This window comes from Enterobacter bugandensis, assembly GCF_900324475.1.
Taxonomy (GTDB): domain Bacteria; phylum Pseudomonadota; class Gammaproteobacteria; order Enterobacterales; family Enterobacteriaceae; genus Enterobacter; species Enterobacter bugandensis.
Window position 1 is genome coordinate 3,450,871 of record NZ_LT992502.1, and the last position, 15,550, is coordinate 3,466,420.

General features: G+C 58.0%; 13 protein-coding genes and 1 pseudogene. 8 read left to right on the forward strand and 6 right to left on the reverse strand.

Annotated elements, in window-relative coordinates:
* Positions 1-48 precede the first annotated feature (48 nt).
* Positions 49-1,189 (forward strand): annotated as a pseudogene (locus DG357_RS16665) (IS481 family transposase).
* Positions 1,190-1,283: 94 nt separating this feature from the next.
* On the opposite strand, the gene DG357_RS16670 reads toward DG357_RS16665, so the two are convergent.
* Positions 1,284-2,348: an AI-2E family transporter gene (locus tag DG357_RS16670; protein WP_028014023.1), complete on the reverse strand. Its 1,065-nt coding sequence runs from the start codon at positions 2,346-2,348 to the stop codon at positions 1,284-1,286.
* A gap of 221 nt (positions 2,349-2,569) precedes the next feature.
* Between DG357_RS16670 and bepA the strand changes: the two genes are divergently transcribed.
* Together bepA and arsC are read left to right on the forward strand one after the other, a co-directional pair.
* Positions 2,570-4,033, forward strand: a complete 1,464-nt coding sequence (gene bepA, locus DG357_RS16675; protein ID WP_041908772.1) for a beta-barrel assembly-enhancing protease — start codon at positions 2,570-2,572, stop codon at positions 4,031-4,033.
* 13 nt (positions 4,034-4,046) lie between these two features.
* Positions 4,047-4,403 carry an arsenate reductase (glutaredoxin) gene (gene arsC, locus DG357_RS16680; RefSeq protein WP_045261165.1) on the forward strand — a complete coding sequence of 119 codons (357 nt, stop codon included), beginning with the start codon at positions 4,047-4,049 and terminating at the stop codon, positions 4,401-4,403.
* Here arsC and DG357_RS16685 read toward each other — a convergent pair.
* Positions 4,400-5,224, reverse strand: a complete 825-nt coding sequence (locus DG357_RS16685) for a hypothetical protein (protein ID WP_088204567.1) — start codon at positions 5,222-5,224, stop codon at positions 4,400-4,402. The two genes, arsC and DG357_RS16685, sit on opposite strands and share 4 nt — an antisense overlap.
* A gap of 147 nt (positions 5,225-5,371) precedes the next feature.
* Between DG357_RS16685 and celB the strand changes: the two genes are divergently transcribed.
* From celB to DG357_RS16700, 3 genes are read left to right on the forward strand one after another with little or no spacing between them, the layout of a single operon-like run.
* Positions 5,372-6,691, forward strand: a complete 1,320-nt coding sequence (gene celB / locus DG357_RS16690; RefSeq protein ID WP_045261167.1) for a PTS cellobiose transporter subunit IIC — start codon at positions 5,372-5,374, stop codon at positions 6,689-6,691.
* Positions 6,692-6,694: 3 nt separating this feature from the next.
* A complete protein-coding gene (locus DG357_RS16695; RefSeq protein ID WP_045631012.1) occupies positions 6,695-7,651 on the forward strand; it encodes a N(4)-(beta-N-acetylglucosaminyl)-L-asparaginase in 957 nt (318 codons plus the stop codon).
* Positions 7,651-9,069: a leucyl aminopeptidase family protein gene (locus DG357_RS16700; RefSeq protein ID WP_108780340.1), complete on the forward strand. Its 1,419-nt coding sequence runs from the start codon at positions 7,651-7,653 to the stop codon at positions 9,067-9,069. The genes DG357_RS16695 and DG357_RS16700 overlap by 1 nt, the downstream gene beginning before the upstream one ends.
* A gap of 76 nt (positions 9,070-9,145) precedes the next feature.
* On the opposite strand, the gene DG357_RS16705 is transcribed toward DG357_RS16700, so the two are convergent.
* The 4 genes from DG357_RS16705 to DG357_RS16725 form a co-directional block, all read right to left on the reverse strand.
* Positions 9,146-9,847: a DnaA inactivator Hda gene (locus DG357_RS16705; protein ID WP_211438414.1), complete on the reverse strand. Its 702-nt coding sequence runs from the start codon at positions 9,845-9,847 to the stop codon at positions 9,146-9,148.
* Between the two features lie 96 nt (positions 9,848-9,943).
* The gene (gene uraA / locus DG357_RS16710) at positions 9,944-11,233 is read right to left on the reverse strand and encodes a uracil permease (protein ID WP_017692944.1); all 1,290 of its coding nucleotides are present in this window, start codon (positions 11,231-11,233) and stop codon (positions 9,944-9,946) included.
* A gap of 82 nt (positions 11,234-11,315) precedes the next feature.
* Complete coding sequence (gene upp / locus DG357_RS16715) at positions 11,316-11,942, reverse strand: uracil phosphoribosyltransferase (RefSeq protein ID WP_088204565.1); 627 nt, start codon at positions 11,940-11,942, stop codon at positions 11,316-11,318.
* Positions 11,943-12,159: 217 nt separating this feature from the next.
* Positions 12,160-13,590: a 6-phospho-beta-glucosidase gene (locus tag DG357_RS16725; RefSeq protein ID WP_041908761.1), complete on the reverse strand. Its 1,431-nt coding sequence runs from the start codon at positions 13,588-13,590 to the stop codon at positions 12,160-12,162.
* A 266-nt stretch (positions 13,591-13,856) separates the two neighbouring features.
* Here DG357_RS16725 and purM point away from each other — a divergent pair, with 266 nt between their 5' ends.
* Positions 13,857-14,894, forward strand: coding sequence for a phosphoribosylformylglycinamidine cyclo-ligase (purM, locus tag DG357_RS16730; protein WP_041908759.1), 1,038 nt, complete (start codon positions 13,857-13,859; stop codon positions 14,892-14,894).
* Positions 14,891-15,532: a phosphoribosylglycinamide formyltransferase gene (purN, locus tag DG357_RS16735; RefSeq protein ID WP_028014032.1), complete on the forward strand. Its 642-nt coding sequence runs from the start codon at positions 14,891-14,893 to the stop codon at positions 15,530-15,532. Before purM ends, purN begins: the two co-directional genes overlap by 4 nt.
* Positions 15,533-15,550 lie beyond the last annotated feature (18 nt).

A 15,550-nucleotide genomic window follows, 5' to 3' on the forward strand; every position in this document is an offset into this window, starting at 1 on the left:
GGTAGACACTTACAACTGAGGCATAAGAACCCGTTTATGGAGTCGCTTATGCCCTGGGATGCGAGAGATACCATGTCATTACGTACCGAGTTTGTACTGTTCGCCTCGCAGGACGGGGCGAACATCCGTTTCCTCTGCCGTCAGTTCGGCATTTCTCCTGCCACCGGCTACAAGTGGCTTCAGCGCTGGGCTGAGGAAGGTGCCTCCGGTCTTCAGGACCGCTCCCGCGCACCTCATCATTCCCCGAACCGCTCATCTGACGACATCACGGCCCTGCTGCGCATGGCGCATGACCGTCATCAACGCTGGGGCGCCCGCAAGATTAAGCGCTGGCTTGAAGACCAGGGGCACCGTATGCCCGCCTTCAGCACCGTCCATAATCTGATGGCCCGTCACGGTCTGCTGCCGGGCGCATCACCGGGCGTTCCGGCTACGGGACGCTTCGAACATGACGCGCCGAACCGGCTCTGGCAGATGGATTTTAAGGGTCACTTTCCCTTTGGCGGTGGCCGCTGCCATCCGCTCACCCTGCTGGACGACCACTCCCGTTTTTCCCTGTGCCTGGCGCACTGTACCGATGAACGGCGCGAGACCGTGCAGCAGCAGCTGGTCAGCGCGTTTGAACGCTACGGCCTGCCGGACAGGATGACGATGGACAACGGCTCACCGTGGGGCGACACCACCGGCACCTGGACGGCGCTGGAGCTGTGGCTGATGCGCCACGGTATCCGGGTGGGCACTCCCGGCCTTATCATCCGCAGACGCAGGGCAAGCTGGAGCGTTTTCACCGCAGCCTGAAGGCGGAAGTGCTGCAGGGAAAATGGTTCGCGGACAGCGGAGAGCTGCAACGCGCTTTCGATCACTGGCGCACGGTGTACAACCTTGAACCCCGCACGAGGCGCTGGATATGGCGGTACCGGCCTCGCGTTATCAGCCGTCTGCCCGGCAGTACAGCGGCAGCGTAACGCCACCTGAGTACGATGAAGGGGTGAAGGTCAGGAAAGTGGATGTCAGCGGAAAGCTGAGCATACAGGGTGTCAGTCTGAGCGCAGGCAAGGCGTTCAGGGGAGAACGGGTCGGGCTGAGGGAGACGCAGGATGACGGCTGCTATGAAGTGTGGTGGTACAGCACGAAAGTGGGGGTGATCGACCTGAAGAAAAAGTCGATCACCATGGGTAAAGGATGTTAAAAAGTGTTCACCATGTCCCCGAACACCTGTCTACCATGTCCCCGGACTGTACACGGGGAGAGGGTCGGGGTGAGGGCATCAGGCCGCACAAAAACTACTTCTCTTCCACCGCAGGCACATCCGGCCACGCGTGCACCACCGCTTTAATCAGCGTCGCCAGCGGAATGGCAAAGAACACGCCCCAGAACCCCCACAGCCCGCCGAAAATCACCACCGACAGGATAATCACCAGCGGATGCAGGTTCACGGCCTCGGAGAACAGCACCGGCACCAGCAGGTTACCGTCCAGCCCCTGAATGATGAGATATACCGCAAAGCAGCTCCAGAACTCGGTACCCAGCCCAAACTGGAACAGCGCAACGCCCACCACCGGAATGGTTACCACAAACGCGCCGATATACGGGATCAGAACCGAAAATCCGACCAGCACCGCCAGCAGCAGCGAGTAGTTCAGGCCGAAGATCAGGAAGCCAATCCAGGTGGCGACCCCCACGACTATCATCTCCAGCACCTTGCCGCGAATGTAGTTGGTGATCTGCTGGTTCATCTCCTGCCAGACCTGCCCGGCCAGCCCGCGATTGCGCGGCAGCACCCGGCGTACCGCGTTCAGCATCTGCTCTTTGTCCTTGACCAGGAAGAACACCATTAGCGGCACGAGCACAAGATAGACGGCCAGCGTCAGCAGACCCACCAGCGAGGCCAGAGAGTATTTCACCACCGAATCGCCCATCGTCATGATGCGGGCGCGCATGTTTTCGGCCATCGCATCTATGATCCCCGCATCCATCAGCGCGGGGTAACGACGCGGCAGCGTGGCGGCGAAATCAGACAGCTTATTCAACATGCCGGGCATATCGCGGATCAGGTAGATCCCCTGCTGCCAGGCAACCGGCATCACCACAAATGCCATCAGCAGCAGAATACCGACAAACAGCACCAGCACGATACTCGTTGCCCAGCGGCGCGAACAGCCGATATGTTCCAGGCGCGCCGTTGGCCACTCCAGCAGGTATGCGAGCACAATCGCCACCAGCAGAGGGGCGAGCAGGCCGCTGAAGAAGAACAGAATACCGAACCCGGCAACCAGAATAACCAGCAAAGCAATGGCTTCCGGGTCACTGAACCGACGCCGATACCACTGCATTAACATTTCGAGCATACAACCCTTCCCTGAATCGATTGGCGGGAGTGAGACGGTGAATTGTATCTAACTGTCACAAAAAAGACTTTCGCTTTTTGTATCCCTGTCACAATCCGCAAAAGCCTGATGAATGGGATTTTCTTCATGCGGTAACACGGCTACACTCGCAGGGCAGCAGAGATGAACGATATGCCGGTTCATCGGTCAAATTAGCACCTCCAACATACAGGACAGTGGTTATGTTCAGGCAGTTGAGAAAAACACTGGTTGCAACACTGATTGCCGCAGTGACGGTCGGTCAGGTGTTGCCCGCTTTCGCTGACTCGTCCGATTCATTGCCGGACATGGGCACCACGGCAGGAAGCACGCTCTCTATCGGGCAAGAGATGCAGATGGGTGATTACTATGTGCGCCAGCTGCGCGGCAGCGCCCCGCTGATCAACGACCCTTTGCTGGTGCAGTACATTAACGGGCTGGGGATGCGCCTGGTGGCGCACGCCGACTCGGTAAAAACGCCCTTCCACTTCTATTTGATTAATAACGACGAAATCAACGCCTTCGCCTTCTTCGGCGGAAACGTGGTGCTGCATTCGGCGTTATTCCGTTACTCAGACAACGAAAGCCAGCTGGCTTCGGTAATGGCGCACGAAATTTCGCACGTTACCCAGCGCCACCTCGCGCGTGCAATGGAAGACCAGAAACGTAACGCCCCGCTCACCTGGGTGGGCGCACTGGGCTCTATTCTGCTGGCGATGGCCAGCCCGCAGGCCGGGATGGCGGCCCTGACCGGTACGCTTGCGGGAACGCGTCAGGGGATGATCAGCTTCACCCAGCAAAACGAGCAGGAAGCTGACCGCATCGGCATTCAGGTTTTACAGCGCTCCGGCTTTGACCCGCAGGCCATGCCGAGCTTCCTGGAAAAACTGCTCGACCAGGCACGGTATTCTTCCCGTCCGCCGGAAATTTTGCTCACCCACCCGCTGCCGGAAAGCCGTCTCTCGGATGCACGCAACCGTGCCAACCAGATGCGCCCGGTGGTCGTGCAGTCTTCGCAGGACTTCTACATGGCGAAAGTAAGAACGCTCGGCATGTACAACTCCGGACGTAACCAGCTCACCAGCGATCTACTGGATACCCTGGCGAAAGGCAACGTGCGGGAAAAAAATGCCGCGCAGTATGGTCAGGCGCTACAGGCGATGGAAGCCAGTAAATACGACGAGGCGCGTAAAGCGCTGCAGCCGCTGCTGGCAGCCGACCCGAACAATCCGTGGTATCTCGATCTCTCGACGGATATCGATCTGGGGCAGAAAAAAGCCACTGATGCGATTAACCGCCTGAAAGGGGCGAAAGACATTCGGACCAACCCGGTGCTGCAGCTTAACCTGGCGAACGCTTACTTGCAGGGCGGTCAGCCTGCGCAGGCCGTAACCATTCTGAACCGCTACACGTTTAACAATAAAGACGACCAGAACGGCTGGGAGCTGCTCGCTCAGGCGCAGGGGCAACTGGGTAACCGCGATCAGGAACTGGCGGCGCGTGCTGAAGGGCTGGCGCTGGCGGGCCGTCTCGATCAGGCTATTTCCCTGCTCAGCAGCGCCAGCTCGCAGGTGAAGCTCGGCAGCCTGCAGCAGGCCCGCTACGACGCGCGTATCGACCAGCTGCGCGGCCTGCAACAACGCTTTAAGCCGTACGAGAAGATGTAATAAAGGAGAAGTCATGACAGACGCGGTAAAAATTTACCATAACCCTCGCTGCTCCAAGAGCCGCGATACCCTCAGCCTGCTGAAATCTAACGGCATCGACCCGGAAGTGGTGCTGTATCTGGAGACGCCGCCGGACGCGCAGACGATCCGCGAGCTGCTGAACATGCTGGGGATGGGCAGCGCGCGCGAACTGATGCGTCAGAAAGAGGATCTGTATAAATCGCTTAATCTGGATGACAGCCGCCTCACCGAGGCTGAGCTGGTACAGGCGATGGTCGACAATCCAAAGCTGATTGAGCGCCCGATTGTGGTGGCGAACGGCAAGGCGCGCATTGGCCGTCCGCCGGAAGATGTGCTCGACATCCTCTAGTCCTTACGCCGCAGCGCTTCCAGAAACGCCTGCGGCGTACTCTCTCCCAGCTTTTTCTGCGTTTTGCCCCGGTTATAGAACTCGCACAGCGCGATCAACACCTCTCCCGCCGGTTCATCATTCACGCGAGGAATAACATCGCCTAATGGCACCGCTACCTGAAGCGCGTTGTGTTTTTGGAGATGCGTTTTTACAGCCACATCTTTTGCAGCCTCCGTCAGCTCAAAACCAAAAGTCTCAATAGATTGTATATCAGCCGGACAGTCATCAAGCAGCGCCCGCGTCCAGGTATTGAGCAACTGGGGCGACAGTCCTGCATAGAGCCGGGCATAACACCAACCGCTCACTGGTTCGCGCGCCCAGAGCAGGTGTTGTTCACCCCCATCGTCCATGTGCAGGGATAAAGGCAGATGATGGAGCATCAGCGTATGCGGCCGCATGCCAGCCTTCAGCGCTTTTATTCCCTGCAACGGCCCCCCTTTTAGCTTCGCGGAGGCCGGTTTGAGATAGCGATTCAGCGTTGCCCTTGAAACGCGGATCCCCAGCACGTCGTTAACCATCTGCAGCAGTTCATCTAACGGCGCCCCTGAGATGTCGCGCAGCGCATTCACCAGCGCCACCTGCTCCTGTCTCAACGCTTTGTGTATCACTTTTGGCGTGGTGTGGTTATCCGAAACCTGGTCGCGGTTGCGCCAGCGCCTGACGGTCGTGACCGAGATCCCCAGCTCAACGGCAAGCTCTCTGTCGCTTTTATCTGACTGTTGCAGATAGCGGCGGATGCGCGGCGTGGTGGTCGCATTGGCGTGAAGTTTAATTTCCATCGCAACAATTCCGTTAACTAATCATATGAGATTTATATAATACAGGCGATTGCTTTGTGACCGGTTTCACCTTTCGCTCGCCGCGCTTCACTGATAATCCACAGACATAACATAAACAACACCCCTCAATCTTGTACGGAGTTCACAATGAACAATGTTCTGGGATTTCTTGAAGCAAAACTGATGCCCCTGGCGGCGAAAACGGCCCAGCAGCGTCATCTCGGGGCCATTCGCGGTGCCTACGTGTCATTCATGCCGTTTATTATCGTCGGCTCCATTCTGCTGGTTATCTCCTCCTTCCCTAACCAGGCCTATCAGCAGTTTATGTCTCAGGCCTTTGGTGAGAGCTGGAGCGCGATTATTGAAATTCCATTCAACGCGGTGTTCTCCACCATGTCGCTGTTCATCAGCTTCCTGGTCGCCTTCCGCCTGGCGGAACACTACGGCGAGGACCGCATCTCCTGCGGCATTCTGGCACTGGTCGCGTTTCTGATCCTGACGCCGTTTATTAAGGTGGCGGAAAACGGCGGTATTACCGTGATGCCGGTGGAGTGGATTGGCAGCAAAGGATTGTTCGTGGCGATGATCGGTTCGCTGCTCTGGACGGAGCTGTTCTGCTGGCTGAAGCGCAAAAATCTGGTCATTAAAATGCCGGACGGCGTGCCTCCTGCGGTGCAGGAGTCGTTCGCGGCGCTGATCCCCGCCCTGCTGGTGATGATTCTGGTGCTGGGTATCCGCATCGTCTTCGAAAACACTCACTACAACACCATCCACCAGTTTATTTATGAAGTGGTTGCTACCCCGGTGCGCCACTACGGCACATCCTATTTCGGTGCGCTGATGACCGTCTTCAGCATCACCATTCTCTGGTCAGTGGGCATTAACTCCGGCTCGATGATTAACGGCATCATTCGTCCACTGTGGATGGAAAACCAGACCGACAACATCGCCGCGATCCAGGCGGGGACGACGCCGCCGCACATTATCACGGAACAGTTTTTTGACATGATCTGGATGGGCGGCGCGGGTGCCACGCTGTCGCTGGTAATTGCGATGCTGATTTTCGCGCGCAGTAAAAACATGCGCGAAGTGGCGCGCCTCGGCGCCGGGGCGTCGGTGTTTAACATCAACGAGCCGATTCTGTTTGGCCTGCCGGTGATCATGAACCCGATCATGCTTATTCCGTTCAACCTGGTGCCGCTGGTGCTGGTCACCGTGCAGTATGCGGCGATGAAGATTGGCGCGGTCGCTGTCACCACCGGGGTGTTTATTCCCTGGACGCTGCCGCCGGTGATCAGCGGTTTTATCGTCACCGGACACCTGAGCGGCAGCGTGATGCAGCTAATCAACCTGCTGATTGGCGCCATGCTGTACCTGCCTTTCATGCGTATCGTGGACAAACAGTACCGCGCGGCGGAAATTGCCACCGTTACGCAAACCGACACCACCCTTGCAAAACAGGAGTAAAGCATGTGGGGAATTATCGCAACCTGGCGAATGGCGCTTGAAGGGGTAACGGAATCTGCGTCTGCCCTGGCGGCGGGAAAACCGGTCGCTACGGCGGTGGTTGATGCCGTCGCCGCCGTCGAAGACTTTCCGTTTTATAAATCCGTCGGCTACGGCGGGCTGCCGACCGAAAACGGCGAAGTCGAGCTGGACGCGGCATTCATGGACGGCGACACGCTGGCGTTCGGTGCCGTGGGGAACCTGGTGGATATCGCCAACCCGGTGCGCGTGGCGCACGCGCTCAGCCGCCAGCGCTACAACAGCCTGCTGGTCGGCCAGGGCGCGCGTGAATGGGCGCTAAGTCAGGGCTTTGCTGACAAAAGCATGCTCACCGAACGGGCTATGCAGCACTACCGCAAACGCTGCCGCGAGACGCTGGATAAGGGCTTAAGCCCGTACGACGGACACGACACCGTCGGCATTATCGGCCTCGATAAGCAGGGGTCGATGAGCGTTGCCACCTCCACCAGCGGCCTCTTTATGAAAAAACGCGGCCGCATTGGGGATTCGCCGATTATCGGCTCCGGCTTTTACTGCGACAGCGAAACCGGCGCGGCCACCGCTACGGGCGTCGGTGAAGATCTGATGAAGGGCTGCACGAGCTACGAAATCGTTCGTCGCATGGCGCAGGGTATGACGCCGCAGCAGGCGGCAGACTCCGTGGTGTTCGAGCTGGAAGACAAGCTGATGTCGCGCTTCGGTCGCGTGGGCGATCTCTCCGTGGTGTGCATGAACAACAGGGGCGAATTTGGCGCCGCCACTAACATCAAAACCTTCTCGTTTGTGGTGGCGACGGCCCGTCAGCCCCTCACCGTTTTTCGTACCGAGCGCCAGCGGGAGAAAACGCACTATCACGCCGTGGACGAAGAGTGGATGCAGGCCTACGCCGCGCGGATCCGCGCACCGATTGAGGAGTCATGATGATCGCGTATCAGTTTATCACCGCGCTTTCTGACGCGAAGCCGCGAAGCCATTTAATCACCCGCGTCTCCTGTGCGCAGTTGCCGCAAACCGCGCTTGTTGCGGAAATGCGTGACTCTGACGGCATCGCGGACACCCGCTTTGGCTGCGCGCCCTTTGCGCGCATCACCCTGCTGCCGGATGCGCTCTGGCATGACGCGCTCACTGAAGGCCTGCTTGCCGCCCTGCGACCGCTGTTTGCCTCTCCCGTCAGCGCAGATATCGTGCTGGACGTGACGGATATCGACGAGGTGGTGCTGGCGCAGGTGCTGCGTTTTCTCTTTAATCAGGCGCACAGGCTGAGCGATTTACAGCTGAAAAAAACCAGTGAGTGCGTTCGTATTAAGCACATCACCGCCCTCTGCCTGCCGGAACAGCAGGCAAAGCTGGAAACAATTTTCCGCCAGCAGCAGGCCATCGCTCACGGCATGGTCGCAGCGCGTCGCCTGGCGGATATACCGTCCGATCGCTGTACGCCGCAGTTTATGGTCGAAGAGGCGCAAAAACTGTGTGCCGCCTACCCTGCCCTGCGCTGCGAGGTACTGAACGAAAAGGCTATTGTTGAGCAGGGTCTTGGGCTGCTGAACGCCGTCGGCAAAGGGGCGACCTGCCCGCCACGTCTGCTGGCTATTCATTACGACGGCGTTTCTGACGGCCCGGTGCGCTGCTACGTAGGTAAAGGCATTACCTTCGATACCGGCGGCCTGTGGCTGAAGGAAGGCGCAGGCATGTACACCATGAAATACGACATGTGCGGTGCGGCCAACGTGCTGGGGCTGATGCTGACCGTAGCAGAGCTGGCGCTGCCCGTACGCATCATGGGCGTGCTGGCGCTGGCGGAAAACGCCATCGGACCGGACGCCATGCAGCCCGGCTCGGTAGCAACGGCCTGCAACGGCATGACGGTTGAAATCAACAACACCGATGCCGAAGGCCGACTGGTGCTGGCGGACGCCATCGCCTGGGCCAGCCAGCGCCATCCGCAGGCGCGCTATATCATTGATATGGCGACCTTAACCGGTGCGGTGGTGAAAGCGCTGGGGTATGAGCTGAGCGGGCTGATGACGCAGGATGAACCGCTGCGCGCCGCGTTGACGCAGGCGGGAAAACGGAGCGGTGACGAAGTGTGGTCCCTGCCGCTGGACGCGCGGCTGAAAAAGCAGACCGACAGCGCGATTGCCGATCTGTGCAACACGCCAACCAACAACGCGGCAATCAGCGCGTCGGCGGCGTGGCTGCTGCACCATTTTTGTCCGCAGACGATCCCGTGGGCGCATCTGGACATCAGCGGCACGGCGCTGTGGCGCGAGAACGGCAGGAGCGTGGCGTCGGGAAGGCCGATTCCGCTGCTGGTGGAGCACTTGCTGGGGGATCTTTAGCCCGGTGGCGCTGCGCTTACCGGGCCTACGGGCGCCATATGCAGGCCGGGTAAGGCTCAGGCGCCACCCGGCATAACTACAGCTTAAGAATATCTTTCACAAACGGAATGGTCAGCTTGCGCTGGGCGGTAATGGAGGCGCGATCGAGCTGATCGAGCGTATCAAACAGGGTACGCATCTCACGGTCCAGACGCTTGAGCAGGAAACGGCCCACGTCTTCCGGCAGCTCAAAGCCGCGCTGCTTTGCTCGCAGCTGTAACGCCTGCAGCTTATCTTCATCTGATAGCGGCTGGAGCTTGTAGATTTGTCCCCAGTCCAGACGAGACGCCAGATCCGGCAGCCCAAGATTAAGCTGGCGCGGCGGACGATCGCCGGTGATCAGCAGCCGGGTTTTGCCCGACTCCAGAATGCGGTTGTAGAGGTTAAAGATCGCCATTTCCCACGGCTCGTCCCCCGCCACGCATTCGATATTATCGATGCAAACCAGCGAGAGATGTTCCATGCCCTCAAGCACTTCAGGCACAAACCAGGTACGTTTATCCAGCGGCACGTAGCCGACCGCATCGCCGCGCGCCGAAAGCTCGGCACAGGCCGCATGCAGCAGGTGACTGCGCCCCGCGCCTTCGCGTGACCAGATATAGATGTATCCGCTGTGATCCTGACGCAGCACGTTTTGCAGTGCAGCCAGTAAAGAGGGGTTATCACCCGGCCAGAAACTCGCAAAAGTTTCGTCGTCAGGGAGATAGAGTGGCAGAGAGAGCTGTGCCGGTCCGTTCAGAAATACCTCAACCAGAGATCTTACATAAAATCGGCGATGAGTTTAACACGGAACCCGCCAGGAGAGAACCGGGCGATCCTTCGCCCAGTTAATGGATCAGTGTGGGGCTTTTTCGCTTTCGTCAGCGTCCAGCACCACCTCTTCCGGACGGATCACCGAGATCAGCTTGAAAATCAGGCTCAGGCCCACGCCCACGATGGTCGCCAGCGCCATGCCCTTCAGCTCGGCCGCACCGATGTGCACCTTCGCGCCGCTCACGCCGATGATCAGGATAACGGAGGTCAGGATCAGGTTTTGCGCCTTGCTGTAATCCACTTTGGATTCAATCAGAACGCGAATACCGGAGGCACCGATCACGCCGTACAACAGCAGAGAAACGCCGCCCATCACCGGCACAGGAATGATCTGGATCGCTGCCGCCAGCTTGCCCACGCAGGAGAGCAGAATGGCGATGATCGCCGCGCCGCCGATAACCCAGGTACTGTAGACGCGGGTAATCGCCATCACGCCGATGTTTTCACCGTAGGTGGTGTTTGGCGTGGAGCCGAAGAAACCGGAGATGATGGTGGAGAAACCGTTGGCAAACATGGAGCGGTGCAGACCCGGGTCGCGGATCAGGTCGCGCTTCACGATGTTCGCCGTCACCACCAGGTGGCCAACGTGCTCCGCAATTACCACCAGCGCGGCAGGCAGAATGGTGAAAATGGCGAACCATTCAAAGCGTGGGGTGTAGAAAGTTGGCAGCGCGAACCAGTGCGCCTCGGCAATCGGGGTGGTATCCACAACGCCCATGACGAAGGAGAGCGCGTAGCCCGCCAGCACGCCGATCAGGATCGGGATAATCGCCATAAAACCGCGGAACAGCACGGAGCCAAATACCGTCACGCCCAGCGTCACCAGTGAGATGATAATGGTTTTGGAGTCCGGTGACTGGCCGTCCGCAGGCAGCAGGCCGGCCATATTCGCCGCCACGCCCGCCAGCTCCAGGCCGATAACGGCAACGATGGCGCCCATCGCCGCAGGCGGGAACATCACGTCCAGCCAGCCGGTACCGGCTTTCTTCACAATGAAGGAGACCAGGCAGAACAGCACGCCACACATGATAAAGCCGCCCAGCGCGACCTCATAACCCAGCGGCAGCAGCAACAGCACCGGCGAGATAAAAGCAAAGCTCGACCCCAGATACGCCGGGATTTTGCCTTTACAGATAAAGAGGTACAGCAGCGTACCGATGCCGTTGAACAGCAGCACGGTTGCCGGGTTAATGTGAAACAGGATTGGCACCAGCACGGTTGCGCCAAACATAGCGAACAGGTGCTGCAAACTAAGCGGGATAGTCTGTAAAAGCGGCGGTCTTTCACTCACCCCGATAGCACGGCGCGTCATAGTGTTTTCCTCTGTGTAGTATTGTTGGTTTTTATTCAAAAAAAAGCCGACTATCAAAGTCGGCTTATTTATCGTTATTCGATTATTTCGTACCAAAGATCTTATCGCCGGCATCGCCGAGCCCCGGGATGATGTACCCGTGCTCGTTCAGCCCCTGGTCGATAGAGGCGGTGTACAGCTCAACGTCCGGGTGCGCTTTTTCCAGCGCCGAGATCCCTTCCGGAGCAGCAACCAGAACCAGCACCTTAATGCTGCTGCAGCCCGCTTTTTTCAGCAGATCGATGGTGGCGATCATTGAACCGCCGGTCGCCAGCATTGGGTCAACCACCAGCGCCATGCGCTCGTCGATGTTAGAGACCAGCTTCTGGAAGTAAGGTACCGGCTCCAGCGTCTCTTCGTTACGGTAGATACCGACCACGCTAATGCGCGCGCTCGGTACGTGCTCCAGCACGCCTTCCATCATGCCAAGACCGGCACGCAGGATAGGCACTACGGTAATTTTCTTACCTTTGATCTGCTCAACCTGCACCGGGCCGTTCCAGCCTTCGATGGTCACTTTTTCTGTTTCCAGATCGGAGGTTGCTTCGTAGGTCAGCAGGCTGCCCACTTCAGAAGCCAGTTCGCGAAAACGCTTCGTGCTGATGTCATGCTCACGCATCAGGCCCAACTTGTGTTTAACGAGTGGGTGTTTCACTTCCACAATCTTCATTCTCTTTCTCCTCTGAGGTGGCATCCGCAAAAAAATCGCGGGATTATACCGCTTTTTTCGGATTGCGCCATACCCAACTTGCTTGACGTATATCAATCAAAAACAAAAAAACCGGAGGCTGGGCTCCGGCTTGGGTGCGGGGTCTTGCCCGGTGGCGCTGCGCTTACGCGGGCCTACGTGTATTGTAGGTCGGGTAAGCGTTAGCGCCACCCGACAATTAGAGGTTATCGCCGTTGCTCGCAATCACCTGCTTATACCAGTCGAACGATTTCTTCTTGCTGCGGTTCAGGGTGCCGTTACCTTCGTTATCTTTATCGACAAAGATAAAACCGTAGCGTTTTTTCATTTCGCCCGTACCGGCAGACACCAGGTCGATACAGCCCCACGGGGTATAGCCCATCAGATCCACGCCGTCTTCCACCACCGCTTTTTTCATCTCGCGGATGTGTGCGGAAAGGTAATCGATGCGGTACTGGTCGTTCACCGTGCCGTCGCTCTCCTGCACGTCGATCGCGCCAAAGCCGTTCTCAACGATAAACAGCGGCAGCTGGTAGTGATCCCAGAACCAGTTCAGAGAGTAGCGCAGCCCGACCGGATCAATCTGCCAGCCCCAGTCGGATTTCTGCACGTACGGGTTGGAGACCAGGCTCTTGCTTTCGTCGTAGTCCAGCGCCGGGTTATCTGCCGTCGCTTTGGTGGCGAAAGACATGTAGTAGCTGAACCCGATGTAATCCACGCAGCCCTGTTTCAGCGCGGCTTTATCTTCTTCGGTGATATCCAGCGCGAAGCCGCGACGCTCGAAGTAGTTGAGCAGATGCTGCGGATATTTGCCGCGCACGTGAACGTCGGTAAACCAGTAGCGACGGTGCATGGCGTTCATCGCCATCATCATGTCGTCCGGCGCACAGGTCAGCGGGTAGATGGGGCACATGGCAATCATGCAGCCGATCTGCAGCGACGGGTTAATCTCGCGCCCCGCCTTCACCGCCAGGGCGCTGGCCACCAGCTCGTAGTGCGCCGCCTGGAACATCACCGGCTCGCGGTCTTCACCCGGCGCGTACTTCAGCCCGGAGTTGGTAAATGGCGCAAAGTCTTCGTGGAAGTTGGCCTGGTTGTTGATCTCGTTAAAGGTCATCCAGTACTTCACCTTGTGCTGGTAACGCTCAAAAACGACCTTTGCAAAACGCACGAAGAAGTCGATCAGCTTACGGTTGCGCCAGCCGCCGTATTCCGTCACCAGGTGAAACGGCATCTCAAAGTGGGAAAGCGTGATAACCGGTTCGATGCCGTACTTCAGGCATTCGTCGAACAGATCGTCATAGAATTTCAGGCCCGCCTCGTTCGGCTCCAGCTCGTCGCCTTTCGGGAAGATACGCGTCCAGGCGATAGAGGTACGGAAGCATTTGAACCCCATCTCGGCAAAGAGTTTGATGTCTTCTTTATAACGGTGGTAGAAATCGATAGCCTCATGGTTAGGGTAGTTTTTCCCCTCCAGCACGCCGTTGGTGATTTCACGCGGCACGCCGTGGGCGCCCGCGGTCATGACGTCGGCAACGCTTACGCCCTTACCGCCCTCTTTCCAGCCGCCCTCAAGCTGGTGCGCCGCAACGGCCCCACCCCACAGAAAATCTGCTTTGAATCCTGACATTCGCTTTCCCTCATTCTGCGTTATTTTCTGCAAAAACAATTACAGAAACCGGTTTCAGTTCGATGATGTGCAAAGGGGATATTCGTTGCAAGCAGATCGCCGAAACCGGTTTCATTTTCGTGAACGGAGTCAAGTTTGGCTGCATTTACGGGCTATACAGAAAAAAAGATCCCCACGTCCAGAATAGGCTCGCAAACGTTTGCCTGGACTGTTAGAATTGCGCCGATTTTTCTTACTAGCTATGCAATCGCGTGGGGATTTAAGCCGTGACCAACAAAACTTCTCTCAGCTACAAAGATGCCGGTGTTGATATTGACGCAGGTAATGCGCTGGTTGACCGAATCAAAGGTGTGGTGAAGAAAACCCGCCGCCCGGAAGTGATGGGTGGTCTGGGTGGATTCGGCGCACTGTGCGCGCTGCCGCAAAAATATCGTGAACCTGTTCTGGTCTCGGGTACTGACGGCGTAGGCACCAAGCTGCGCCTGGCGATGGATTTAAAACGTCACGACACGATCGGTATCGATCTGGTTGCGATGTGTGTGAACGACCTGGTGGTTCAGGGCGCAGAGCCGCTGTTCTTCCTCGATTACTACGCGACCGGCAAACTGGATGTGGATACCGCAGCCAGCGTCATTAACGGTATCGCCGAAGGCTGTCTGCAGTCCGGCTGTGCGCTGGTGGGCGGTGAAACCGCTGAAATGCCGGGCATGTACCACGGCGAAGATTATGACGTCGCGGGCTTCTGCGTCGGCGTAGTAGAAAAATCAGAAATTATCGACGGCAGCAAAGTGGCCGATGGCGATGTGCTGATCGCGCTGGCCTCCAGCGGCCCGCACTCTAACGGCTACTCTCTGGTGCGTAAAATCCTCGAAGTAAGCGGCTGCGATCCGCTGACCACCGAGCTGGACGGTAAACCGCTGGCCGACCACCTGCTGGCCCCAACCCGCATCTACGTGAAAAACGTGCTGGAGCTTATCGAGAACGTTGACGTTCACGCTATTGCTCACCTGACCGGCGGCGGCTTCTGGGAAAACATCCCGCGCGTGCTGCCGGACAACACCCAGGCGGTGATCGACGAATCCTCATGGCAGTGGCCAGCCGTCTTTAACTGGCTGCAGAATGCAGGCAACGTGAGCTCTCACGAAATGTACCGCACCTTTAACTGCGGCGTGGGCATGGTTATCGCCCTGCCGGCAAGCGAAGCGGATAAAGCGGTTAAGCTGCTGACCGAGAAAGGTGAAAACGCGTGGAAAATCGGTACGATTAAAGCCTCCGATTCCGAACAGCGTGTGGTCATTGAATGAAAAACATCGTGGTGCTTATTTCCGGCAACGGAAGCAATTTGCAGGCCATCATAGACGCCTGCAAACAGAAGAAAATCAATGGCACCATTCGGGCAGTTTTCAGCAACAAGGCCGACGCGTTCGGCCTTGAGCGCGCGCGGGAAGCGAACATTCCCGCTCACGCGCTGGAAGCCAGCCAGTTCGCCGGACGTGAAGCCTTTGACCGCGAGCTGGTGCAGGAGATTGACGCCTACGCGCCCGACCTTGTGGTGCTGGCGGGCTATATGCGTATTCTGAGCCCGGCCTTCGTCGAACACTACGCCGGTCGACTGCTGAATATTCACCCTTCCCTGCTGCCAAAATATCCCGGCCTGCATACCCATCGTCAGGTGCTGGAAAACGGTGACGAGGAGCACGGTACCTCCGTCCATTTCGTGACCGACGAGCTGGACGGTGGCCCGGTGATCCTGCAGGCGAAAGTCCCGGTCTTTGACGGCGACAACGAAGACGACGTGACCGAACGCGTGCAGACGCAGGAGCACGCCATTTACCCGCTGGTGGTAAGCTGGTTTGTCGACGGGCGTCTGGAGATGCGCGACGGCGCAGCCTGGCTGGACGGCGTGAAGTTGCCCCCGCAGGGTTATGCGGCCGAAGAGTAGTTTGCTATGTCGGGTGGC

Bases quoted from the DNA above. Each gene is read 5' to 3' on its own strand.
- DG357_RS16670 (WP_028014023.1), bottom strand. From the start codon at position 2,348: ATGCTCGAAATGTTAATGCAGTGGTATCGGCGTCGGTTCAGTGACCCG.
- bepA (WP_041908772.1), top strand. From the start codon at position 2,570: ATGTTCAGGCAGTTGAGAAAAACACTGGTTGCAACACTGATTGCCGCA.
- arsC (WP_045261165.1), top strand. From the start codon at position 4,047: ATGACAGACGCGGTAAAAATTTACCATAACCCTCGCTGCTCCAAGAGC.
- DG357_RS16685 (WP_088204567.1), bottom strand. From the start codon at position 5,224: ATGGAAATTAAACTTCACGCCAATGCGACCACCACGCCGCGCATCCGC.
- celB (WP_045261167.1), top strand. From the start codon at position 5,372: ATGAACAATGTTCTGGGATTTCTTGAAGCAAAACTGATGCCCCTGGCG.
- DG357_RS16695 (WP_045631012.1), top strand. From the start codon at position 6,695: ATGTGGGGAATTATCGCAACCTGGCGAATGGCGCTTGAAGGGGTAACG.
- DG357_RS16700 (WP_108780340.1), top strand. From the start codon at position 7,651: ATGATCGCGTATCAGTTTATCACCGCGCTTTCTGACGCGAAGCCGCGA.
- uraA (WP_017692944.1), bottom strand. From the start codon at position 11,233: ATGACGCGCCGTGCTATCGGGGTGAGTGAAAGACCGCCGCTTTTACAG.
- upp (WP_088204565.1), bottom strand. From the start codon at position 11,942: ATGAAGATTGTGGAAGTGAAACACCCACTCGTTAAACACAAGTTGGGC.
- DG357_RS16725 (WP_041908761.1), bottom strand. From the start codon at position 13,590: ATGTCAGGATTCAAAGCAGATTTTCTGTGGGGTGGGGCCGTTGCGGCG.
- purN (WP_028014032.1), top strand. From the start codon at position 14,891: ATGAAAAACATCGTGGTGCTTATTTCCGGCAACGGAAGCAATTTGCAG.